This is a genomic window from Pelagibius sp. (assembly GCF_965249265.1).
GTDB lineage: Bacteria > Pseudomonadota > Alphaproteobacteria > Kiloniellales > Kiloniellaceae > Pelagibius.
Map to the genome: position 1 here is coordinate 4,052,458 of NZ_OZ252224.1, position 21,279 is coordinate 4,073,736.

Sequence of the window (21,279 nt, forward strand, 5' to 3'; positions counted from 1 at the left end):
TTTAGTTCGTAGTCCTAACTAAATAGAAGCCCCTAAGTCCGATGTCAAGTGCGGGAGAGTGGACAAGGTCGGGGAAGGCCGCTTTACCCTTGCGGCCAGGCTCTGCCATAACTTGCGGCCACCGAACTGCTGCACAACGACCAGCCGAAGAGGAAAAGAAGAACCGCATGGGCAAGCCGCTGCAGCTTCACGAAGACCGCCTGTTTCCCGCCGAGGCCGCGCAACGCGCCGTTGCGCGGCGGCTCTATGCCGAGATCAAGGATCTGCCGATCGTCTCGCCGCACGGCCACACCGATCCGGCCTGGTTCGCCGAGGACCGGCCTTTCGGCAACCCCGCCGAACTCTTCATTATCCCCGACCACTATCTCTTCCGCATGCTCTACAGCCAGGGCGTCGATCTGGAGGACCTCGGTGTGCCGCGCCGCGACGGCGGAGCGGTGGAAAGCGACGGCCGCAAGATCTGGCGGCGCTTCGCCGAGCACTACCACCTTTTTCGCGGCACGCCTTCGCGCCTCTGGTTCGACCACGCGCTCTCGGAGGTGCTGGGCATCGGCGAACTGCTGACAGCGGAATCGGCTGACCGCATTTACGATCAGCTCTCAGAGCGGCTGCAGCAAAACGATGCGCGGCCCCGCGCGCTCTTCGACCGTTTCAACATCGAAGTGCTGGCGACCACCGAGTCGCCCCTCGACGACCTCGCGCATCACAAGACGATCCGCGACAGCAACTGGAACGGACGGGTGATCACGGCCTTCCGGCCCGACCCGGTGGTCGATCCCGATTTCGAGGGTTTCGCCGAAAACCTTGCGGCGCTCGGCAACCTGACCGGCGAAGACACGACGACATGGAACGGCTATCTGGCGGCCTTGCGGCAGCGCCGCGCGTTCTTCGCGGAGATGGGGGCGACCTCGACAGATCATGGCCACCCCAGCGCCGCAACAGCCGATCTCGATCCGGGAGCCTGCGGCGCGCTCTTCGCCAAATGCCTCGAAGGCAGCGGCACGGCCGAAGACAGCGAGTTGTTCCGCGCCCAAATGCTGACGGAAATGGCGGCTATGAGTCTGGACGACGGCCTGGTGATGCAAATCCATCCCGGCTCCTTCCGCAATCACAACGCCGGGCTGTTCGAGCGTTTCGGCCGCGACAAGGGTGCCGATATCCCCTCGGCGACCGATTATGTTTCGGCCCTAAAGCCCCTGCTCGACCGCTTCGGCAACGAGAAACGACTCTCTGTCATCCTCTTCACACTGGATGAAACCAGCTACAGCCGCGAATTGGCTCCGCTGGCCGGTCACTATCCGATCCTGAAGATCGGCCCCGCCTGGTGGTTCTACGACAGCCCCGAAGGCATGCTGCGCTATCGCCGCGCCCTCACCGAAACGGCGGGTTTCTACAACACCGTCGGCTTCAACGACGACACCCGCGCCTTCCTGTCGATCCCCGCCCGCCATGATGTCGCCCGGCGGGTCGACTGCGCCTATCTGGCAGAGCTGGTCTGCAGCCACCGCCTGGACGAAGACGAGGCCCTGGAGGTCGCCCAGGATCTGACCTACCGGCTGGTGAAGCAGGCCTACAAGCTATGACGCCGAAGGGTCCATTTGTCCGATGAAGCGGCTGAGCGACAAGACGCTGACCGCGCTGCCGTCGGAGATCAGGCGCCCGGCCTACGACCGCAGCGCCTGCCGGAGCGGCATCGTCCATCTCGGCATCGGCGCCTTTCATCGCGCCCATCAAGCGGTCTACGGCGACGACCTGCTGGCTGCCGGACATCATAACTGGGCAATCTGCGGGGCGAGCCTGCGCGGGCCCGGCGTGCGCGATCAACTGGCGCCCCAGGACGGTCTCTATACCGAAGCCGTGGCCGGACCGGAGGGCGAAAGCCTGCGCGTCATCGGCGCGGTAAGAGAGGTGTTCTTCGCCGCGGAAGACCCCGGCGCCCTGGTCACGCGCTTGGCTGATCCGCAGACCCGCATCGTCTCGCTTACCGTCACCGAAAAAGGGTACTGCCACGACCCAGCCAGCGGCGCGCTGCAGCACGACCACCCGGACATCCGCCACGACCTGCAGCACCCGGAACAGCCGCGCTCGGCTTTGGGATTTCTCCTCGCCGGGCTGCGCAAGCGCTACGAGGAAGGACGAAAGCCCTTTACGCCGCTCTCCTGCGACAACCTGCCCCACAACGGCACCACCCTGCGCGGGCTGATGCTCGAAATGGCCGAGGCCGCCGATCCGGCCCTGGCCCGCTGGATCGAAGCCGAAGTGCCTTTCCCGTCGACCATGATCGACCGCATCGTGCCGGCCACCACCGAGGCGGACCGCCGGCGCATCGCCGAGAAGCTCGGCCTGCGCGACGAAGGCGTCGTTGTCTGCGAGCCCTTCCGCCAATGGGTCATCGAAGACCGCTTCGCCGATGGCCGCCCGCCCTGGGAAGAGGCAGGCGCGGAGATGGTCGGGGACGTGGCGCCCTATGAAGAGATGAAACTGCGGCTGCTGAACGGCAGCCACTCCCTGCTCGCCTATCTCGGCTATCTCTGCGGCCACGAGACCATCGCCGATACCATGGCCGATGATACCCTGCGGAACCTCGCCAGGACCTTCATGGACCGCGAGGCCGGTCCCACTTTGAAGCTGCCACCCGGCGCGGATCTGGAGGGCTACAAAGGTGCTCTGATCGAGCGTTTCGCCAATCCCGGCCTGCAACACCGCACCTGGCAGATCGCCATGGACGGCAGCCAGAAGCTGCCGCAACGGCTGCTCGGCACGATCCGCGACCGCCTGCAAGCCGGCCAGCCCATCGATCTCTCGGCCCTGGCTGTTGCCGGCTGGATGCGTTACGTGGCCGGCAAGGATGAGAGCGGGCAGGACATCGACGTCCGCGACCCCTTGGCCGCAAAGCTCGCTCGCGCATTTGCCGAGGGCGAGGGGGATGCGGCGCAGACGGTCACCGCCTTCGTCGCCCTCCAGGAGGTCTTTGATCCCGATCTCGCCGGCAACAGCGCTCTGCGCCAGGCGCTGAGCGAGGCCCTCGGGCGCCTTCTCGCTGTCGGCAGCGCCCGGGCCGTCAAAGCAACCCTGGCGCGCATTTCCGCGTAGCACCGCGACGGCCAGGCCGTTCGGATCACGAGTCTCGAAGAAATAATATTACGTGTTGACGGCAATAATCATCCGAAATACACTTTCCAAAACGTTTTGGATCATGAAAAATGACCCTTAAGCGCGTCGCCGAAGACTTAAACCTCTCTATCACAACCGTTTCCAGGGCGCTGAACGGCTACCCTGACGTGAGTGAATCGACGCGCGAAAAGGTGAGAGAGGCCGCTCAGCGGGTCGGCTATGTGCCCAATCGCCTGGCCCAGGCCCTGCAGCGCGGCACCGCCGAGGCCGTCGGCATCATCCTGCCGAGCCAGTTCGGCCACTTCGAGGACCCCTTCTTCCTGGAACTGCTGGTCGGCGTCGGCGAGCGTCTCCACAACGCCAATCTGGATCTTGTGGTCTGCGCGGTGCCGGAGGGGCCGGCGGAACTCGATGCCTACAAACGCCTGGTCGAAGGCCGCCGGGCCGATGCGGTCATCATCGCCCGGACCCGCCGCCATGACGAACGGATCGACTATCTGATCGGGCGCGGCATTCCCTTCGTCGCGCACGGCCGGGCCGAAACAGCCACACCCATCGCCTTCATCGATGCCGATGCGCGGACAGCCTTTCGCCGCAGTACCCGGCGCCTCATCGAACTCGGGCATCGGCATATCGCGCTCATCGGCGCGCCGGAGGAACTCTTTACCGCGGGCGAGCGCCGGGCCGGCTATGAAGATGCCCTGCAGGAGGCCGGCATCGCTTTCGATCCGGATCTCTACGCCGTCACCAAGCTGAACGAACGCGGCGGCACCACCGCTGCCGAACGGCTGCTGGGCGCCGCAAAGCCACCGACGGCTTTGCTCTGCGCCAACGATTCCATTGCCCTCGGCGCCCTGCGCATCGCCCGCCGTCTGGGCATCGCGGTACCGGAGGAACTGTCGATCGTCGGCTTCGACGACCTGCCGATGGCCGCCCAGGCCGAACCGGCCCTCACCACCATGCGCCAGGACATCCGCGGGGCCGGTGCAAGGCTCGCCGACATGGTCTGCGCCCGTCTTGGCGGCGCCGCCATTGCCGATCTGCAGGAACTGCTGGAGGCCCCCTTGATCGAACGCGAGTCGAGCGGGCCCGCTCCCTGAAACCGAATCAAAACCCAAACGAAAAAGAAAAACGAAAAAACACAGTGGAGGAAAAGATGAAGACCATGCTCAAGACCGGCCTGTCGGCCGCCGCCGTCTCCACCCTTCTGTTCGCCGGCTATCCCGCTTCGGCTGAAACCATTTTTCTCTCGACCCAGGCGCGGCCCATCGAAGAGGCGGAGGCCATGCGCAACACCGTGCTGGGCGCCTTCGACGGTGAGGTCGACTACATCCCACAGGAAGACGGCCCCTTCCTGAACCGTATTCTCGCCGAAGCCGAGGCCGGCGACGTTTCCATCGGTCTGGTCGGCGCTTTACACGGCAACTTTCCAGTCCTGGCCGGCGCCGACGCCCTGGCCCCGGTGGACGACATCATGTCGTCGCTGGGCGACCGCAAACTGATCGGCACCTTCGTCGAGCTCGGCAAGCTCGGCACCGACAAGCAGCATTACGTTCCCTGGATGCAGGCCAGCTATGTTATGGCCGCCAATCGCGAAGCCTTGCAGTACCTGCCAGAGGGTGCTGATGTAATGGCGCTGACCTATGACCAACTGGCGGCCTGGAGCGCCAATATCCAAGCCGCCACCGGGGAGCGCAAACTGGGCTTCCCTGCCGGGCGCAAAGGCCTGATGCACCGCTTCTTCCAGGGTTATCTCTATCCCTCCTTCACCGATTCCGTGGTCACCGAGTACCGCGGCGAAAAGGCTTCGGCCATGTGGGCCTCTTTCCGGGATCTCTGGAAAACCGTGAACCCGCGCTCCACCTCCTACGACTTCATGCAGGAACCGCTTCTGGCCGGTGAGGTCTGGGTCGCCTTCGACCATACGGCACGCCTGATGGACGCTTTCAACCAGCGCCCCGACGATTTCATCGCCTTCCCCGCCCCCGCCGGCCCCGAAGGACGGGGTTTCATGCCCGTGGTCGCGGGCCTCGCGGTGCCGGCCAACGGACCCGACCGCGACGCCGCGGCCAAGTTGATTGACTACATGACGCAACCGGAAACACAGATCGCCACCCTGAAAGCCATCGGCTTCTTCCCGGCGATTGAAATGGAGTTGCCGGACGACCTGCCGCGCGGCGTGCAGATCGCCGGGGCCGCAGTGACGGCACAGTCGGCTTCCGCCGATGCGAACCCCAGCCTGTTGCCGGTCGGCCTGGGTGACAAGGGCCGCGAGTTCAACAAGGTCTTCATGGATACCTTCCAACTGATCGTGCTGCGCAATGCCAACATCGACGAAACCCTGGACCGCCAGGCCGGCAACCTGCGCAAGCTGATGGAGGAGACCGGCGCACCCTGCTGGGCCCCGGACGAGCCGAGCGACGGCGCCTGCCCCGTAAAATAGCCGCAGCGGGAAGACCCGTATCTTTGATCGTCCGCTGACGGGGGATCAACGCCTTAAGGCGCCAGATCCCCGTCAGCGGAACGATAAAGGGGGAACGATGATCTCTGAGAAAACGCTGCCCTACTGGCTGCTGGCGCCGAGCCTGGTCTTTCTGATTGCGCTCTTTGCCTATCCCTTCGCCGACGCCTTCATCATCGCCTTTCAAGCGGACGGCCAGTGGACCTTCGAAAATTTCCGGACCATGGCCGACGACATCAACTTCGGTCTGTCGTTCTGGAACACCCTGATCCTGGTGCTGATCGTCGTTCCCCTGCAGCTCGCCATCGCCCTCACCATGGCGATGATGCTGACCAAGATCCGCGCCGGGCGCGACCTCGTGCTTTACGTTTGGACCATCCCTCTGGGCATCTCCGACCTGGCCGCCGGGGTGGTCTGGCTCGCCTTGCTGAGCGAGCGCGGCTATATCAACACGGCCCTCTCGGCCCTCGGCCTGCTGGACGGACCCACGCTCTGGCTCAGCTACGAAACACCGGTGGCGCTCTTCGCCGCCGTTATCCTTGCCGAGGTCTGGCGTGCCACCGCCATCGTCATGGTCATCCTGGTGGCCGGTGTTCAGCTGATCCCCAAGGAATACAACGAAGCCGCGGAAATCTTCGGCGCTTCGGCCTGGCAGCGTTTCATCAAGATCACCCTGCCGCTGCTGAAGCCGAGCCTGCAGACGGCGCTGATCCTGCGCACTCTGCTCGCTTTCGAGGTCTTTGCCGTGGTCGTCGCCCTCGGCGGCCGTGACCTGCCGGTCCTGATGGGCGAGGCTTTTCTCTGGCAGTTCGACTACCGGGACAGCGGCGTCGCCTCGGCCTATGCCGTGCTCATCCTGCTCATCTCCATCGCCTTCACCCTGGTCTATCTGCGGGTGCTGCGCGTGAAAGAGGAGCCGCAATGATGACCGACGCCACGCAAGAAGACCTTCAGGACAAACGCAGCCTGCTCGACCGCCTGCTGCCGCGCTGGAGCGTTGGACAGTGGCTCTTCGCCACCATCTGCCTGATCCTCTGCCTCTGGGTGCTGTTGCCGATCTACCTGCTGGTGCTCAGCGCCTTCTCGCCGCGTGATGCGGTCTTCGCCTGGCCCAAGGCCTATCTGCCTTTCGATATCTCCACCGATACCATCGCTTTTTTCTTCGGGGTCCGCGGCGTCTTCTCGGCCTTCCTGAATTCGGTAATGGTGGCGGCACTGACCATGGTGATCTCCATCGGTCTCGGCGCCCCGGCCGGCTATGCCCTGGCGCGCTTCCGCTTTCGCGGCAAGGACAGCTTTCGCCTGCTGATCGTCATGACCCGCGCCTTCCCCATCGCGATCCTGGCCCTGCCGCTCACCGTCACCTTCATCAAGCTCGGCCTCTACGACACGGTCTTCGGGGTGGCGTTGGTGCACTCGGCGCTTGCCCTGCCCTTCGCCGTGCTGATCAGCTCCAGCCTCTTCATGGGCATTCCCTTTGAGTTGGAAGAAGCCGCCTGGACCATGGGTTGCACCCGCTTTCAGGCCTTTTTGCGCGTCGTCATGCCGATTGCAACGCCCGGCCTCGCGGCCGCAGCGATCTTCGCCTTCGTGATTTCCTGGAACGAGGTTTTCGCGGCGACCATCCTGACCCTGCAGCACCCGACACTGACCGCCTTCCTGCTGACCACGCTGTCGGAATCGCCCCTCTATTTCCGCTTTGCCGGTGGTTTTTTCCTGGTGGTGCCGGCGCTGGTCTTCATTTTTGCCGTCCGCAAATACCTCTTCAGCATGTGGGGTATTGCCAACCGCTGAGCCAAAACCGAGCGCAGCCAAGACTGCGCGACGACTAGGGAGTAAAACCATGGCCGCTGGTATCTATGTCGACAAGGTTCGAAAAGTCTTCGGCACCTTTGAGGCCCTGAAGTCCGTATCATTGGACGTCCAGCCGGAGGAATTTACCGTTCTCCTCGGGCCCTCGGGCTGCGGCAAGACGACCCTGCTGCGCATCATTGCCGGCTTGGAGACGGAAACCTCCGGCGTTTTGAAGATCGGTGACAAACAGGTCAACGGCCTGCCGCCGCGCGACCGCAATATCGCCATGGTTTTTCAGAACTATGCGGTCTTTCCGCATCTGACGATCTTCGAGAACATCGCTTTTGGCCTGCGCATGAAAAAGCTGCTGAACAGCGAGATCGAACCAAGAGTAAAAAAAGCCGCCGGCATGATGCATATCGAACACCTGCTGGAGCGCTATTCCGGTCAGCTTTCCGGCGGCCAGCGCCAGCGGGTCGCCGTGGCCCGCGCCCTGGCGATGGAACCGGAAGTCCTTTTGATGGACGAGCCGCTGTCCAATCTCGATGCGCTGCTGCGCCTGGAGATGCGGGCCGAGCTGAAAGGCCTGCTGGCGGAGAGCCGAACCACGACGATCTACGTGACACACGATCAGGTCGAGGCCATGAGTCTCGCCGATCGCATCGCCGTCATGCATGGCGGCCACATCATCCAGTACGACAGCCCGATCCAGGTCTATCAGAACCCCGCCAACGAGTTCTGCGGCGGCTTCATCGGCAACCCGCCGATGAACTTTCTCCAGGCCGAGCGCCGGAACGGGCATTGTCACATTGCCGGGGCTGCCCTCACGGCGCCCAGCCAGGGCAATGGCCGGGTCACCCTGGGGATCAGGCCGGAAGACGTCGTCGTCGCCGAAGCGTCCGCAGCAGATCATTTGAGCGGACATGTCACCGTGGTCGAGCCGCTCGGCCCCCATAACCTGCTCACCCTGTCGGTCGATCAGCAGCTGTTCCGGGTGACGACCGCGGCCGATTCGCCGATCAGAAGCGGTCAGGAAGTGCATCTGGCCCTGGCACCGGGACGACTGCGATGGTTCGACAGCGAAAGCGGCCAAGCGCTGCACTGACAACCGCATTCCAATACCTTTGTAAGGCATTCCAAGAAACATGGTTGAGGCTGGAACACCTGGCGCAAGCTGGCGCTTTAGCGACGCGGAAGACTGCACGAAAGAAGCGCAGCGGATCCTGAGGCAAAACGACAGAGGCGGCTACACCGTACCGACCCCCAACATCTATCCCTTCCAATGGAATTGGGATAGCTGCCTCGTCGCGCTCGGCTGGGCGACCTTTGACGAGACGAGGGCCTGGCAGGAGATCGAAAGCCTCTTCATCGGGCAGTGGCCCGACGGCATGGTCCCGCATATCGTCTTCCACCGAGACGATCCGGGCTACTTTCCGGGCCCGGATATCTGGGGTACGGCCTCACTTTGGGGCGACCGCCTGGCGGTGCCGACCTCCGGCATATCCGATCCGCCACTGGCCGCGACCATCACCCTGAAGCTTTGGCGCAGCGCCCGCGATCAGCAACAGGCCAAGGCTGCTGTTGAGCGGCTCTACCCAAAGATCGCCGCCTGGCATCGCTGGTTCCACACGGCGCGCGATCCGGCGCAAGACGGTATGGTTGCGATCCTGCATCCCTGGGAGTCCGGCCGCGACAACAGCCAGGACTGGGATGCGGCCCTCTCGCGCGTGCCGACCGATGACCTGCCGCCGTTCCAGCGCCGCGATCTCGACCGGGTCGACGCCGCCCAGCGCCCGCGTAAGGAGCAATACGAGCGCTATCTTTCCCTGATCCTAACCTTCCGGGGAAAAGGCTATGAGCCGAAGGCCATCTACGAGGCCTCGCCGTTCAGGATGGTCGACATCGGCACCGTTGCGATTCTGCTCCGCGCCGACCGCAACCTCAGGGTGCTGGCCGAGACCCTGGGCTATCGTGAGGACCTGGTTGAAATCGATCGCTGGATCGCAAGAGGTGAATCGGCGCTCGACCGGCTCTGGGACGAGACGGCCGGCGTCTTTCGCTCCTATGACTTGATCTCGGGCAGCTTCACCGACGCGATCACTTCGGCATCTTTCCTGCCCTTCTATGGCGGCGGCGTGAAGCCCGAGCGCTGCACCAGGATGGTCGAGGTACTGGAGCGCTGGGGCACACAGAGCAGCTATCCCGTCCCCAGCTTCGATCCGGGCGATCAGCGCTTCGACAGCCTGCGCTACTGGCGCGGGCCGACCTGGGCCATCGTCAACCACATGATCGCCGAAGGGCTGACCGGCTGCGGCCACGAGGGTTGGGCCGCGCGGATTGCGGGCGCCACGGCAAGAGCCATTCGGCAGAGCGGGTTCTGGGAGTATTTCGATCCGATCACAGGGCGCGGCCTCGGCGGCGACGACTTCACCTGGACCGCCGCCATGTGGCTGGCCTGGGCCAAGGACTTTTCACCCCCGAATGACTCCTCCGAAGACGCCGCGTGACTGCGATTCAGCAGCCGGAAATCAGTTCAGGGGCGGTTGGGTGCCACACGCAGAGTCTCGGCAATCGCCAGAAAAAGGTGATAGAGGCTGCTGGCCGGAATCCCCGGGGCGATCACCTTCCCCGCACCATCCAGTTGATCCTGCCAGAGCGCATGATCGAAGCTGACGAAGTCTGTGAACATCGACTGAAGCAGGGGGTCGATACCGGCCGCAGCCGTCCGATCGCCACTGCGCTCCCACAAGGCAAGACAGGCTTTCAGGGCCTCCGTCTGAGGCCACAAGCGCTTGCTGCCGCCCTTCAGCACCTGGCCCGCCGGATCGACTTCGTCATAAGCCCCGAAGGCTCCGCTCTCCCGCCGGTCAATGCCGTGGCGCCAGCCCCAGGCGAAGAGCTTTTGCATTATCGGCAGAACCGCGTCCTCTCCGGCAAGCACACCATAGCGATGCAGCAGCCAGACCCACTCAAAGTGATGGCCGGGTTCGCGAACGAAAACGCCCTCAACAGGCGTTTCATGCCAATCGTTGTCGAAGAACTCTGTTAGCTGTCCGCTCTGCGGTGAGAAGAAACGCCGCCTGAACAGGTCGAGAATACGACCGGCGCGGTCAAGCCAGCCGCGCTCACCACTCGCCTCGTAGAGGGCGAGCAAAGCTTCGAAGAGATGCATGTGCGGATTCTGCCGGCGCGGCAGCGGCGCAGGTTCATCCGCCGGCACGACGTAATCGGCGTAACCGTCAAAGGCGCCTTCGCGTTCGACCGCCATGGCCCTGTCGAGATAGGCCATGGTCTGCCTGGCCCGGTCGAGAACCTGCGGCGCGCCCGTTGCCCGGTAGAGCCAGGCCATGGCTAGCAACATAAACGCGTGGTCGTAGCAATCCTTGCGTCGGTCCAGCGGACTGCCCTTGCGGCTCAGCCGATGAAACCAGCCGGCTTCTTCGATGTCCCAGGCATTGTCGATCAAGAAGTCGTAGGCACTGCGGGCCAAAACAAGACCTTCGGGGAAAAGGCCCAGAGTCTGCGCATGGGCATAGACGTAAATCTGTCGGGCCTGGACCCTGACGCGCGTATAGTCCTCTTCGCTCGGCCTTGCGGAGAGATCCAGCTTCTCTACAAAGGCGCCGCTTGCAGAATCGAAGCCCTCACTCGCCCAGAACGGTAGAACCTTCGCCCTCAGCCAATCTTCGAGGGCCGGATAAGGAAAGGGCGAAGGGGGAAGGTCCTGTGACATTTTTTCGTTTCCGCAGCGCATCGCGGCGCATGTTAAGCTGCAAGCGAAGGCTCATAACCCTTTGGCTTCGGTGACTCAAGGGGCCAGATATCTGGATTATCAAGCTGAGTCCGGCGTCACGGCCGCCCACTGACGCGATTTCGTTTGCGGCTTACGACCATGAGCCAGTTGCATCCCTTCTTTGTCAGGGTAGTATTGCCCAGGCACATTTCCGCCCGGATGGGCCGATCTGCAGCACTTCGTTTTTGAGACCGGCGATCAGGGAATTGGCTGGCAGAAGCCGGTTAACAGGGACCGGCCAATGGGAGACGGGGTGGCGAGAATACGAGGGCTTCGGACTTTTTGGTGGCTAGGTCTCGCTTCACGGACCGCAAATCGCGGTCGTTGAGAGGGACCCAAAAAAGCAAAGATGGGGTCGATGACAGCCAACCAGCGGCTTTCAGGTGGCACAGGCTACGCGCTTGAGCGGATCGAGATCTTCAAGGGTCTGGAAGCGCGGGAGATCGAACGTCTGTCGCAACGCATGCACTGGCGCAACTATACAGCGCAACAACAGATCATCGGCCACCAGGAGGTTTCCACCGACGTCTACTTCATGGTTTCCGGAACGGTCCGCGTAATTCTCTTTTCGAGCGCCGGGAAAGAGGTTGCCTTTCGCGACATCTCGGCTGGGGAGTGCTTCGGAGAGTTCTCGGCGATCGACGGTGCTCCGCGCTCCGCCAACGTCATCGCCCTGACCGATGTGATGATCGGCTCCGTTCCCGCCGAGACCTTCCGCACGATCCTGGAGGAGTATCCGCCGGTCTCCATGGCGATGCTGACCTATCTGACCCGTTTGGTCCGGTCTTTGAGTGAGCGGATCTTCGAGTTCAGCACGCTTGCAGTGAAGAACCGCATTCATTCGGAATTGCTGCGGCTCGCCCGTGACAACGTCGGCGACGACAACACGGCGCACCTCTCGCCGGCGCCGACCCACGCCGACATTGCCAGCCGTATTTCGACTCACCGCGAAGCGGTCACCCGGGAACTGAACGATCTGACAAAATCCGGCTTGATCAAACGCGACGGCCGGACGCTGATCGTCAGCGACGTGGCCGAGTTGGAGCGTATGGTCCACGAGGTCTCCGGCGACTAAGGCCGCAAAGCGCCTCTCTCGCGGGGCCCGTTCCAAAAGGCCGGTCGGCGCGCCACCTTTCCTCAGACACCAGAATGCCCCCAGGCATGAGAAAGCCCCGTCCGATGGGCGGCGGACGGGGCTTTGGGCTCACCTAAGGTCCGTCATCGTGGCTTGAGGGAGGACCTCCACAACAACGCCCTGAACATAGGCCGGCGGCGCCAAAGACACTGTGGGATTTGTCACACCCGACGCATAAAAGCGCAAAATCCGCAAAAACGGCTGAATTCCTCACTCTTAGGGCGTAGGAGAGCCTCCGGCGGCCTAAGCCTCAAGTCCCGGTCACTCCTCCCCCTGCTCCCTCGCGGATTCACCAGAGAGCCGTCAGACTCGACGGAATCGCTGCTGCAACCGCACTTTCGGGAGAAAGCACCATGATCAGCGCCCTTCGCAAGTCAACGCCTCTCACCCGGACCTATCCTTCCGCGCTCAAGTGCGCCGGTTCTTCCGCGCTGAAGCGCGCCTGCCTTGCTGCAACAATTGCCGCCGGCACGGCCCTGATGGCGGCCCCTGCAGCCGCCGAGCCGGAGCAATGGAACGTGGTCTGTGGCCAGTCCGCCTGTCTTGCCGACTATCAAGCGCCGGGACTGCAGATCCTGATCGCCCCTGAGCGTGGCAGCCGCCGGTTGCGCGCCATCCTGCGGATCAGTCACCAGGCCGGCACAAACGCGCCCATTGCGGTTCAGCTCGACAGCGGCTGGAAAACCCGCTTGCTGACGAACGCCTGCAATAATCTGTTCTGCCAGGCGGTGATCAGCCTGGAAGCCACCGATCAGGTCCTCGCCCGGTTCCGCAAAGACCTGGAAGGGGTCGCCGCCTATCGCGTGGCGGACAAGACCGTCGTCGCCCGCTTCTCGCTGAAGGGCTTCAGCAATGCGCTCAGCCAGATCCAATAGCGCCCGCAAGCTTGGCGATCCGCGCGACGGACAACGCCGGCATGGGATGGTCAAGATCAAGGATTGCCTGCTGCTGGCCGGCGCCTGCCTGACCGCCGGCCTGTTCTGGGCCTCGCTGCCGCTGGTTCCGGCTGCTCACGGCGATGAAATTGCGGAGGGGCGCGCTTTGGTTGCCGAGCATTGCCTGCGCTGCCATGCGGGACCGGACGCCCCCTACAGCACGACGGCGGCGCCGACTCTGCGCGAAATGGCCCAGGCGGCCGACTGGTCGACTCTGCGGTTTCAGGCCTGGCTGGCGGCGGACCACCCGCCGATGCCCCAGTTCATTCTGACCTCGAGCGAGGTCTATGCCCTGCGCAGCTACCTCTCCTCAATGAAGAGCGACTCGCTGTTGCAACCGGCCTTTTAGGCTCGCCGGCGACGATGCGCAGCAGTCTCAGCGACTCGAAACAGGCGTCCGCAAGGCGCGGCACTGCCTTGGCTCTCGCGATAATGGCGCCGCTCTGTCTTGGCGGCTGCGTGACCGGCCTCGCCGGGGCCGCCGGCATGGCCTTGAACGCGATCGGTGGTGGCGGCACAGGCGAAACCGGCAGCAGCACGGCGGGCCAAAACGGGCCCTTTGATGCAAACTCCCCCCGGGAGCTGCAGGACGCACTCGCCCAGACCGACGATCGGGCCACACCGCTCTGCCGCCAAAGGCTGCGGGCCTATCTGCGCGCCCAAAACGGCACCCAACACAAAGCTCCGGAAGTCACCCCGACACCCGCCGCAAGTCCACCCTCCCGGCGCTGTGGCCTGCAAGCGCTTTGCCTGCCGGGCGCCGACCGCCCGACAGAGATGATGGTCTGTCGGAATTAAGCGACCCGAAAGTCTCGGTCCAATCCGCAAATGCGGTTTGAGTGATGGAAAGCGAAACGGCGGCCCAAGGCCGCCGTTGATCGTTTCTCTTTTGAAGAACCCCGGCACAACAGCCGGGTTGTCTCTCGTTATTGGCTGGCCGTGTCGCCCGCCAGAATCTCGCTGACCTCGTCAGTGCCGTTGTTCTGTGTCTGTGTCGTGGTGCTTTCCGCGTTCTGATCGCCAACCGCATCCTGGCCGATGCTGAGGGCGCCGTCGGAGTTGTTGAGGATGATGCAGGAGGAGTTGCCCCGCGCGCCCGCGCTGCTTTCCCCGCCGCACACCAGAAAGGTCGTGCTGCCGGTCACCGCTGCGGCTGAGCTGCCGCTGTTGCCGTCCAGCAGCCCGGCTTCGACCTGTTTCATGACGACGGCCATGTTGCCGCCGTTGCGTGCGGCGAAGCCCCAAGGCTGTTCGTACATCTGGGCCGATGCATCGGCTGCCAGCCGCGTTACCAGCGCCAGGGCAAAGGCCGCATAGACCAGCAGGGTCAAACCATCGATCGTCAAGCGCATCAAAGTCCGTTTCATCTCCACCTCCTGAAAACAAAGCGGCCCCGGTGAGAGAGGGGGATGAGGGAGCAGAATGACTCTGCTCCCTCCCCGGGGTCGGTAGGCTGGTTTAAGGTTAGCTGCCGCCGCCGATTTCAGGCGTGCTGACAGAGATGGACAGGTTGTTGCCAACGGCCGTGGCGACCGATGACACCAGGGGACGGTCCAACTGACCAAGATTGGTATAGTTGTTGACCTCAACCCCATACTCCATGCCGCCGCATTCCTGATCACAGGCGCCGAAACCGACCTGGGACAGGGCTGAGGTGTTGGCATAGGCGAACTGGGTGATGTCGCCCATGACCACGGCGTCATCGGCGACCTTGGCGTCGACGGTGATCGCCTTGTTGTTGGCAACCGCCGTCGCGGCGCTGTCAACCGAAGCGTTGAGGATGTCATCGACCTGCGAAACCGCAGAGATCTCAGACGGCTCGATCACGTTGAAGAGCGCAGCAAAGGTCAGCAGCGCCGCCGCATCGTGGAACTCGTTCCGGTTGTTGCCGAAGTCCGCACCGTCTTCAATCGACGCAAGGCTGATGCCGTCGCCGCCCGGCCCGATCGGCACCGGCGTCGGGCTCGGATCGTCGCCGAACTCGCCCGTGTTGAAGACATACTGGCCTTCGTGGATCTCGACCATCACGTCACTGTCGATGCTGACGTTGTTGGCGATCGCCGTTGCGGTGCTGACCACCTCGGGCAACTCGGTGAGGGCATCGAAGGAGCCGGTCGGCTCGATTTCGATGTTCTCCACCGGGATGTCCTCGAAGGTCATGACCACGTCCAGATCGTCGGTGCCCTCGTCGAGGGTGCCGGAGACATCGGAAGAGGTTCCCATCAGATCGCCGCTCAGATCGGCAACACCGGAAACGGTGCTGGGATCGGTCTCGTCGTCGGTCATGCCGTCCAGGGTGACCGTGAAGTCGACCGTACCGGCACCGACGCCGCCGCCTTCGTTCGGCTGGTTGTTGTAAATCCCCCGAACCTGGGATTCGGCCGTCACGTCACCGATGTAGATCTGCAGATCTTCGAGCAGAACCAAACCGACGGGATCGATATCGACATCGATGTCCACATCCTTGGTCACGTGCTCGATGACTTCCAGATCCCAGTGCCAATCGACCTCATCGAAGGCCGCCGCAGGCGACACGGCAAGACCGAGGGCGGCCACCGCAGCTCCACAGAGCAGTACAGACTTATTCGCTTTCATCGTCTATCTCCTTTAGGTATCCAGCGAAGTGATCGGTCTCCACGAGATCGCAGCCTTGGATCGCGGGCAGACCCAGAAAGTCCGTCATAAGAAGGTAGACACCCATCTCCACGACGGATCTGACGCCAAGTTGCAACGGCTCGTTGCGGATCATTCCAGCGTCAAATTCAATGAGGGTATTGCCGAAGAAGCGGAAGACGTTGGCCTCCACTTCGAAGCCGTAAATCTGCTTTTGCAGCGAGGTTGCATAGGCAACCGAGAAGTTGCGCGCGTTGACCACACGCAGGTCCAGCGCAACGTTGATCACCACCGTGCGCCCGCCGCCGCCAATCCCATTGACGAAGAGGCGCGCACCGCCGGAAGTGATGTTGTAGTTCAGTTCCGTGAGCGCGCCGACGACGATGAAATCGCTGGCCGGCAACTCGTATTCGGTCAGATCGCGGCCCAGCCGCCCCTGTTCGGAGAGCTTCATCTCCGCCAGGGGAATCCGCAGATCCAGGCGCTCTATGAGCCGCGCCTTGCGGGTCTTCCAAAGGGCGGAGATCATCATCTCGGAAACGCCCTGGCTGAGGGCATGACCGTTGTCGTCGTAGTTCACCTGCCCGGTCTTGTCGGCCACCTCGCCGACCGAGAAGACCGGCAGATTGGCCCCCGGCGTATCGGCCAGGCCGCTGAGGCACTGGCTATAAGGCGTGTGATTGCTGGTAACCGGGAAACTGAAGACCGGCGCCACTCCGGTATCGGGAAACGGTGGTCCGGCACAGGCCGAAAGCGCCATTCCGGCCGCAACTACGTAGGCGCAAGCTCTTGCTCGCATGTTCCATCCCCTATGCATCGATCTGTCTCCATCGATCCGCCCGCCGCTGTCTTGGCGCGGGATCAATGTTCAGGGATGGTACGGGATCTATTTAAATAATAAAGTGAGCGAAGGGATGTATTAAAATAAAACTGAATTAATACTTTCAAAGATGGGTAACTATATAGATATTCGACACCTCTGTATTACCACCCTATACCAAAGTATTACTATGCCTGCGCGAAAGAATGTGGGAAAGCTCCGTGCTAGTCTCCGGGAAATCGTGGCGCAAAGCTCGGGAAAATGGGCAGAGACCGCGCCATGACACGGCATCCTGGAGGTTCACCGCCATGTTCGAAGACAACACTCAACAGATGAAGAGAGGCAGCATGACCGACAACCAACGTTGCGCATTGTTGGCATCGGGCGTCGACACCGCTCCCCTTTTGGAAGCGCTGCGCCGCGTCCCGAACACGCGCGTCGGCGACATCTGCATCTTTCCCTCCAATGGGCTGGGCGAGCCGGAAGCCGATTACCTGATCCTGGCGGTGGACGACGGCAACCGGCTCGGGCGTCTGGAGCAACAGATCGAACGTTGGTCGGGAGAAAAGACACGGGTGCTGCTGGCGGTACCGGAATCCAAATGCGCCCACCTGGGTGATCTGGCGCGGCGGGCAGACGGTCTGATTCTTCTCGAGGCCGGCCTGAACTATCTGGAGGAGAGTCTCTGTCTTGCCCGTGAGGGCTATTCGGTTCTGCCAACCACAAGAGAAGACGGCGGCGGCTCCTACTGTCATCTCGACATGCTGTGCCGCCTCAGCGACGGTGAGCAGGCGATCCTCAAACTGCTGGCCGATGGCGACAGCAACCGCAGCATCGCCGAACAGTTGGGTGAGAGTGAAACCCGCGTGAAGTCACTGGTCCGCTCCATCCTCGTAAAGCTGGAATGCCGCAACCGGACCGAAGCGGCCGTGCTGGCGGCAACGGTTCTGCTGCCGCTTCAGGAAAGTCTTCAGCAGAAAGCCGCTTTCGGAGAAGACGATACCGTGCCTACCTCCAATGGCGCGCCAGGCCAGGGGCCGGACGACTGGTCCTGAAGCTATAAGGGGGTATTACCTCTTCTGGCGCGTTGAATTGCGCCGCCATTCCCCGAAAGTGATAAGTTACACGCCATAGCGGTCTTCCGCTTGCTCCTTGGACCGGCAAAACGACCGGCCGCCGTGGTGTCCCTTATTGCTCACCATAGGAGTCCGGGAATGGCTTTCCGCCCGCAGTCTCAGAATCGGCAGCTTCGGTCGCCGTATCGATTGGCCCTCCACAGCCTCGGCGCTGCCCTCATCGGTATCGCAACACTGGGCGTTGCGCCGGAGGCCGAAGCGCAGTGGAACAATAGGCCTTTTTCATTCAACAGCGGCGGCGGCGTGGGCATGAGCTTCGCCGGCCGCCAGGCCATCCTGCAGCAGGAGATCCTGGGTCTCACCCCGGACAACCTGCGGCGCGGCGCGAACGGCGCCTTGGTCGACGTCTCGGAAGGACCGGGTTCGACCGCCATCGTCAGTGGTCAGGTCGCTCCCTTTATTCCGGGCGCTGCGGCGCGCGGCAGCAGCTTCCGGCGCAGCCCGGCTGACGGCGCAGGCATCTTCAATCCCTTCTTCGCACCGAAAAGCGGCGGCGGATCCTCCACGCCCAGCTTTCTGTCGAGTCTGCGCACCTCCGCCACCATCGCCGCCTGGACCAACATGGTGTCGGCAGGCTCCGGCAGGGGGGCTGTGGTGATCTATCCAGGCAGCGGCAGTTCGATCGACGCCTGGACGGCGCAGGTCGGGGGCTAGCACTCGGGGCTAGCATCGGGAAAAAGAACCGGGCCGGAACCCGGGCCCGGCGGAAAAAGGAAACCGACGGTCGGCCGCCACGGGGCCCACCGTCGGTGGAATGGAAGAGGCATCGGCTGCCGGGTCCCAAGGCCCCTCAAAAAGGACCTTGTTTCAAGGGATGCTCCGGCAGGCCCAGAACACCGAAACCTGGTGCCTCAGCCGGTCAGTTGAGAAAGGGCCGGCGCCCCGCTGGCAGCGGGAAACATAGGCTCGGCCCCACCTCCGAAAGGCAGACCCGGGGCCATTCCGTGATTCAGCGCCCAGATTGCCGCCTGCGTCCGGTTGCCTGCCTTGATCTTGCGCAGCAGGCTCTTCATGTGCACCTTCACCGTCGCCTCGGTGATGTCGAGGCGATTGGCAATCACCTTGTTGGCGTCGCCGTAAACAAGGCAGCGCAGAATCTCCTGCTCGCGGTCGGAGAGGCCGTACTCCTCGATGCGCTTGTCGCCGACCGGCGCAACACCCACGGCCCCGTTGATCAGGGCTGTGGCAAGATCCGTCGGCATCACCTTCTGGCCCATCATGGCCAGCTTCAGCGAATGGATCAGCGCCTCCAGAGAAATATCCTTCAGCAGGAAGGCATCGGCGCCGGCGTTCAGGCAGGCGGCCAATGTCCGCGGGTCTCTCTCGTCGGTGAGAACGACGATGGGCGTATTCGGCAGTTCGTTCTGCAACTGGCGCAGATCGTCAACCAGCCGGGAAACCTCACCACGCAGTTCGATGAGGATCAGTTCCAGATCCGCCGCATCGGTAACTTCGCCCAGCGCCGAAACGCTGGTCAGCTCGCTGCAAACGTTGAAGGAACTTCCTCTCAACAGGCTCTTCAGCCCTTCGAGGAACAGGCGATTGCGCCCTACCAGTAGCGTATTGACTTCAGACATAACGGTGCTCTCCCTTCCCTTTCGCCCACCAACCCCTCGGCTCGACAAAAGCTTCCCCGGTCCAACGGATCCGCCCCCCCGGGGCGGTCAGGACCAACGTCCGTTAACGAAGAAGCTAAAGCTCATACAAGGAAGGGTCTGTGAGGATTACCACAGAAGGAGAAAATTGAGATTTATTTATCTAAAACAGCACCTTAATGCTCACAATGGCCCCTGAAGGGGGCTGGACATCTGCAAGGATGTGACAAAAAGCGCACCGCCTAGAAGGATCAACAGCGCCGCACCACCGAAACCAAGGAGGCGATAAAGGGTATCGACCAAGTGACTTCGCGGCCCCACCGCCGCGATCGCCAGGCGCTTCGACCAGAGCGTCAGCAAAGCGAGCACCGAGACCGTCAGCGCGGTTCCAAGTGACATTGCCGCGGTGGCGGCGACACCCGCGGCAAAAACATCCTGCGCCAGGGCGAACAACAACACCAAGACGGCCCCGCTGCAGGGCCGCAGACCGACGGCGGTGACGATACCCCAGCCTTTTGACGACAAACCTTGGCGCGACAGCAGTGCCGGGTCCGGTGCGTGGTTGTGTCCGCAACCACCGCAGCCTGCCCCGTCATCATTCCCCTTAGCGTCTCTGCCGCGCATGTACAGGGGCCGCACAAGCGACCAGAGGAGCCAGAAGCCGACCAAGGCGACCAGGGCATAGCTGGCACTCTCCAGCACACCAACCGAAGCGCTTACCCGCAGGCCGCTCATGTCGAGCAGCACCGCCAACAGCCCGACCAGAGCGATCGCCGTAAGGCCCTGGACGAATGACGCAAAGAAAGCCAGGGCTATGCCGCTCCGGACAACGGACTCGTTGGCCAGGAGATAGGTGGAGATCACCGCCTTGCCGTGGCCGGGCCCGACTGCATGGAAAACCCCATAGAGGAAACTGAGCACAATCAGGAAAAGCGCAGCCTCGCCAGCAGCATCCCCTTTTAGGGCACGCACCGCGCCGGCCAGCCGGCGATGCAGGTCACCCTGCACCTGATGAATGTACACCAACAAATCCTGCCAGGGGCCGGACAGCGCCTGTGCTCCGGAAGCCTCGGGCGATGGCACCAACGCGGTTTGAACCCCGGTCGGCGAACCATCCCAAAGGATGATCAAGGTCAGCAACAGCAGGACGCAGAAGCCGGTCAAACCCAACGACCTGTAAACCAGAACCTTCATTGGGTAACCGTTCGGCTGCTGCAGTCGAGTGCCGCGCGAGAGGCGAAGCGGGCGGCGATGCTCTGGGCATTGCCGAAAAGTTCGGCATCGGAGAAATTCAAGGTTTCAGTCTCCGCGCCTCTGGTCATCAGCACCGCGCAAACCTCTGGTGCACCATCAGACAGCACAACGCCATCCTGCTGCCGAGGTTCGATCGAGATGTAGAAGCTGGGATCATAGCTGGTAAGGGAAAACTCTGCCTTGCGTGGATCGACAGGCACCGTCAAGGGCAGCACGAAGCGCAAACTGAGAATACCCTCCCCCTCCGCAAAGCTGGAGCTGTACTCGCGGACCTCACCATAGGCCGCATCGGCACCGTCGACCGTGACATAGGTAAAGTAGCGGTAGCTTTCCAGGGAGGTGATGTTCAATTCGGCCAAGGGTCTCAGCTCGGCCTCTTCCAGTTTCCCGTCACCGTCCTTGTCCAGGCCCTCGATGGCAAAGAGGCTGTAGAATTCGTCAAACCGCCAGTCGATCTCCAGTGCGACGACATGATCGTTCTCGTCAAAGATCACGCGCACATAGGAGTCGATCCAAACATGCGGATGCGCCGCGGCCGGGCCCGCCATCAATGGCCAAGCCAGTAACGCCGCCAGCACAGCCGTGAAAACCCTGCGCAGCGGTGCAGCTAGGCGTCTCATCTCATCTTT

21 protein-coding genes are annotated in these 21,279 nt (G+C 62.7%); 14 read left to right on the forward strand and 7 right to left on the reverse strand.

The features are described from left to right. The first annotated feature begins 167 nt into the window (after positions 1-167). The 8 genes from uxaC to ACP146_RS19150 all read left to right on the forward strand — a co-directional run bounded on the left by uxaC (position 168) and on the right by ACP146_RS19150 (position 9,876). Entirely contained in the window at positions 168-1,583 is a 1,416-nt protein-coding gene (uxaC, locus tag ACP146_RS19115) for a glucuronate isomerase (RefSeq protein ID WP_422368350.1), read from the forward strand. A gap of 22 nt (positions 1,584-1,605) precedes the next feature. Beyond that, the gene (locus ACP146_RS19120) at positions 1,606-3,093 is read left to right on the forward strand and encodes a mannitol dehydrogenase family protein (RefSeq protein WP_422368351.1); all 1,488 of its coding nucleotides are present in this window, start codon (positions 1,606-1,608) and stop codon (positions 3,091-3,093) included. 110 nt (positions 3,094-3,203) lie between these two features. Further along, positions 3,204-4,214 (forward strand): LacI family DNA-binding transcriptional regulator, encoded by a 1,011-nt coding sequence (locus ACP146_RS19125; RefSeq protein WP_422368352.1) that lies wholly within the window; start codon positions 3,204-3,206, stop codon positions 4,212-4,214. 56 nt (positions 4,215-4,270) lie between these two features. Further along, positions 4,271-5,557 (forward strand): ABC transporter substrate-binding protein, encoded by a 1,287-nt coding sequence (locus ACP146_RS19130; protein ID WP_422368353.1) that lies wholly within the window; start codon positions 4,271-4,273, stop codon positions 5,555-5,557. A 97-nt stretch (positions 5,558-5,654) separates the two neighbouring features. Beyond that, on the forward strand, positions 5,655-6,500 hold the full coding sequence (locus ACP146_RS19135) for a carbohydrate ABC transporter permease (RefSeq protein WP_422368354.1): 846 nt from the start codon (positions 5,655-5,657) through the stop codon (positions 6,498-6,500). After that, positions 6,500-7,369: a carbohydrate ABC transporter permease gene (locus ACP146_RS19140; protein WP_422368355.1), complete on the forward strand. Its 870-nt coding sequence runs from the start codon at positions 6,500-6,502 to the stop codon at positions 7,367-7,369. Before ACP146_RS19135 ends, ACP146_RS19140 begins: the two co-directional genes overlap by 1 nt. Before the next feature lie 49 nt (positions 7,370-7,418). Next, entirely contained in the window at positions 7,419-8,474 is a 1,056-nt protein-coding gene (locus ACP146_RS19145) for an ABC transporter ATP-binding protein (RefSeq protein WP_422368356.1), read from the forward strand. 40 nt (positions 8,475-8,514) lie between these two features. Further along, positions 8,515-9,876: an MGH1-like glycoside hydrolase domain-containing protein gene (locus ACP146_RS19150; protein ID WP_422368357.1), complete on the forward strand. Its 1,362-nt coding sequence runs from the start codon at positions 8,515-8,517 to the stop codon at positions 9,874-9,876. A gap of 26 nt (positions 9,877-9,902) precedes the next feature. On the opposite strand, the gene ACP146_RS19155 is transcribed toward ACP146_RS19150, so the two are convergent. Then, the gene (locus ACP146_RS19155; RefSeq protein ID WP_422368358.1) at positions 9,903-11,102 is read right to left on the reverse strand and encodes an AGE family epimerase/isomerase; all 1,200 of its coding nucleotides are present in this window, start codon (positions 11,100-11,102) and stop codon (positions 9,903-9,905) included. Between the two features lie 418 nt (positions 11,103-11,520). Between ACP146_RS19155 and ACP146_RS19160 the strand changes: the two genes are divergently transcribed. From ACP146_RS19160 to ACP146_RS19175, 4 genes are all read left to right on the forward strand, one after another. After that, positions 11,521-12,237, forward strand: coding sequence for a Crp/Fnr family transcriptional regulator (locus tag ACP146_RS19160; protein ID WP_422368359.1), 717 nt, complete (start codon positions 11,521-11,523; stop codon positions 12,235-12,237). Between the two features lie 413 nt (positions 12,238-12,650). Beyond that, positions 12,651-13,172 (forward strand): invasion associated locus B family protein, encoded by a 522-nt coding sequence (locus ACP146_RS19165; RefSeq protein ID WP_422368360.1) that lies wholly within the window; start codon positions 12,651-12,653, stop codon positions 13,170-13,172. Continuing rightward, complete coding sequence (locus ACP146_RS19170; RefSeq protein ID WP_422368361.1) at positions 13,150-13,581, forward strand: c-type cytochrome; 432 nt, start codon at positions 13,150-13,152, stop codon at positions 13,579-13,581. The genes ACP146_RS19165 and ACP146_RS19170 overlap by 23 nt, the downstream gene beginning before the upstream one ends. Before the next feature lie 68 nt (positions 13,582-13,649). Next, complete coding sequence (locus tag ACP146_RS19175) at positions 13,650-14,030, forward strand: hypothetical protein (RefSeq protein WP_422368362.1); 381 nt, start codon at positions 13,650-13,652, stop codon at positions 14,028-14,030. 128 nt (positions 14,031-14,158) lie between these two features. On the opposite strand, the gene ACP146_RS19180 is transcribed toward ACP146_RS19175, so the two are convergent. The 3 genes from ACP146_RS19180 to ACP146_RS19190 form a co-directional block, all read right to left on the reverse strand. Then, a complete protein-coding gene (locus ACP146_RS19180) occupies positions 14,159-14,599 on the reverse strand; it encodes a hypothetical protein (RefSeq protein WP_422368363.1) in 441 nt (146 codons plus the stop codon). A 97-nt stretch (positions 14,600-14,696) separates the two neighbouring features. Then, the gene (locus ACP146_RS19185) at positions 14,697-15,827 is read right to left on the reverse strand and encodes a hypothetical protein (protein ID WP_422368364.1); all 1,131 of its coding nucleotides are present in this window, start codon (positions 15,825-15,827) and stop codon (positions 14,697-14,699) included. Beyond that, positions 15,814-16,644, reverse strand: coding sequence for a CsgG/HfaB family protein (locus ACP146_RS19190; RefSeq protein ID WP_422368365.1), 831 nt, complete (start codon positions 16,642-16,644; stop codon positions 15,814-15,816). The genes ACP146_RS19185 and ACP146_RS19190 overlap by 14 nt, the downstream gene beginning before the upstream one ends. Positions 16,645-17,012: 368 nt before the next feature. Between ACP146_RS19190 and ACP146_RS19195 the strand changes: the two genes are divergently transcribed. Both ACP146_RS19195 and ACP146_RS19200 read left to right on the forward strand, forming a co-directional pair. Next, positions 17,013-17,720 carry a LuxR C-terminal-related transcriptional regulator gene (locus ACP146_RS19195; protein WP_422368366.1) on the forward strand — a complete coding sequence of 236 codons (708 nt, stop codon included), beginning with the start codon at positions 17,013-17,015 and terminating at the stop codon, positions 17,718-17,720. 159 nt (positions 17,721-17,879) lie between these two features. Next, complete coding sequence (locus ACP146_RS19200; protein ID WP_422368367.1) at positions 17,880-18,455, forward strand: hypothetical protein; 576 nt, start codon at positions 17,880-17,882, stop codon at positions 18,453-18,455. A gap of 197 nt (positions 18,456-18,652) precedes the next feature. Here ACP146_RS19200 and ACP146_RS19205 read toward each other — a convergent pair whose 3' ends face one another. The 3 genes from ACP146_RS19205 to ACP146_RS19215 form a co-directional block, all read right to left on the reverse strand. Beyond that, positions 18,653-19,378, reverse strand: a complete 726-nt coding sequence (locus tag ACP146_RS19205) for a LuxR C-terminal-related transcriptional regulator (protein WP_422368368.1) — start codon at positions 19,376-19,378, stop codon at positions 18,653-18,655. A 201-nt stretch (positions 19,379-19,579) separates the two neighbouring features. After that, positions 19,580-20,590, reverse strand: a complete 1,011-nt coding sequence (locus tag ACP146_RS19210; protein WP_422368369.1) for a nickel/cobalt transporter — start codon at positions 20,588-20,590, stop codon at positions 19,580-19,582. Further along, a complete protein-coding gene (locus ACP146_RS19215) occupies positions 20,587-21,270 on the reverse strand; it encodes a DUF1007 family protein (protein WP_422368370.1) in 684 nt (227 codons plus the stop codon). The genes ACP146_RS19210 and ACP146_RS19215 overlap by 4 nt, the downstream gene beginning before the upstream one ends. Between the last annotated feature and the right edge of the window lie 9 nt (positions 21,271-21,279).

Excerpts from the sequence above, each read along its gene's own strand:
- ACP146_RS19120 (WP_422368351.1), top strand. The coding sequence starts at position 1,606 with ATGAAGCGGCTGAGCGACAAGACGCTGACCGCGCTGCCGTCGGAGATC.
- ACP146_RS19215 (WP_422368370.1), bottom strand. The coding sequence starts at position 21,270 with ATGAGACGCCTAGCTGCACCGCTGCGCAGGGTTTTCACGGCTGTGCTG.
- ACP146_RS19165 (WP_422368360.1), top strand. The coding sequence starts at position 12,651 with ATGATCAGCGCCCTTCGCAAGTCAACGCCTCTCACCCGGACCTATCCT.
- ACP146_RS19155 (WP_422368358.1), bottom strand. The coding sequence starts at position 11,102 with ATGTCACAGGACCTTCCCCCTTCGCCCTTTCCTTATCCGGCCCTCGAA.
- ACP146_RS19160 (WP_422368359.1), top strand. The coding sequence starts at position 11,521 with ATGACAGCCAACCAGCGGCTTTCAGGTGGCACAGGCTACGCGCTTGAG.
- ACP146_RS19180 (WP_422368363.1), bottom strand. The coding sequence starts at position 14,599 with ATGAAACGGACTTTGATGCGCTTGACGATCGATGGTTTGACCCTGCTG.
- ACP146_RS19205 (WP_422368368.1), bottom strand. The coding sequence starts at position 19,378 with ATGTCTGAAGTCAATACGCTACTGGTAGGGCGCAATCGCCTGTTCCTC.
- ACP146_RS19125 (WP_422368352.1), top strand. The coding sequence starts at position 3,204 with ATGACCCTTAAGCGCGTCGCCGAAGACTTAAACCTCTCTATCACAACC.
- uxaC (WP_422368350.1), top strand. The coding sequence starts at position 168 with ATGGGCAAGCCGCTGCAGCTTCACGAAGACCGCCTGTTTCCCGCCGAG.
- ACP146_RS19170 (WP_422368361.1), top strand. The coding sequence starts at position 13,150 with ATGCGCTCAGCCAGATCCAATAGCGCCCGCAAGCTTGGCGATCCGCGC.
- ACP146_RS19195 (WP_422368366.1), top strand. The coding sequence starts at position 17,013 with ATGACCGACAACCAACGTTGCGCATTGTTGGCATCGGGCGTCGACACC.
- ACP146_RS19145 (WP_422368356.1), top strand. The coding sequence starts at position 7,419 with ATGGCCGCTGGTATCTATGTCGACAAGGTTCGAAAAGTCTTCGGCACC.
- ACP146_RS19190 (WP_422368365.1), bottom strand. The coding sequence starts at position 16,644 with ATGCGAGCAAGAGCTTGCGCCTACGTAGTTGCGGCCGGAATGGCGCTT.
- ACP146_RS19210 (WP_422368369.1), bottom strand. The coding sequence starts at position 20,590 with ATGAAGGTTCTGGTTTACAGGTCGTTGGGTTTGACCGGCTTCTGCGTC.
- ACP146_RS19200 (WP_422368367.1), top strand. The coding sequence starts at position 17,880 with ATGGCTTTCCGCCCGCAGTCTCAGAATCGGCAGCTTCGGTCGCCGTAT.
- ACP146_RS19185 (WP_422368364.1), bottom strand. The coding sequence starts at position 15,827 with ATGAAAGCGAATAAGTCTGTACTGCTCTGTGGAGCTGCGGTGGCCGCC.
- ACP146_RS19135 (WP_422368354.1), top strand. The coding sequence starts at position 5,655 with ATGATCTCTGAGAAAACGCTGCCCTACTGGCTGCTGGCGCCGAGCCTG.
- ACP146_RS19130 (WP_422368353.1), top strand. The coding sequence starts at position 4,271 with ATGAAGACCATGCTCAAGACCGGCCTGTCGGCCGCCGCCGTCTCCACC.
- ACP146_RS19150 (WP_422368357.1), top strand. The coding sequence starts at position 8,515 with ATGGTTGAGGCTGGAACACCTGGCGCAAGCTGGCGCTTTAGCGACGCG.
- ACP146_RS19140 (WP_422368355.1), top strand. The coding sequence starts at position 6,500 with ATGACCGACGCCACGCAAGAAGACCTTCAGGACAAACGCAGCCTGCTC.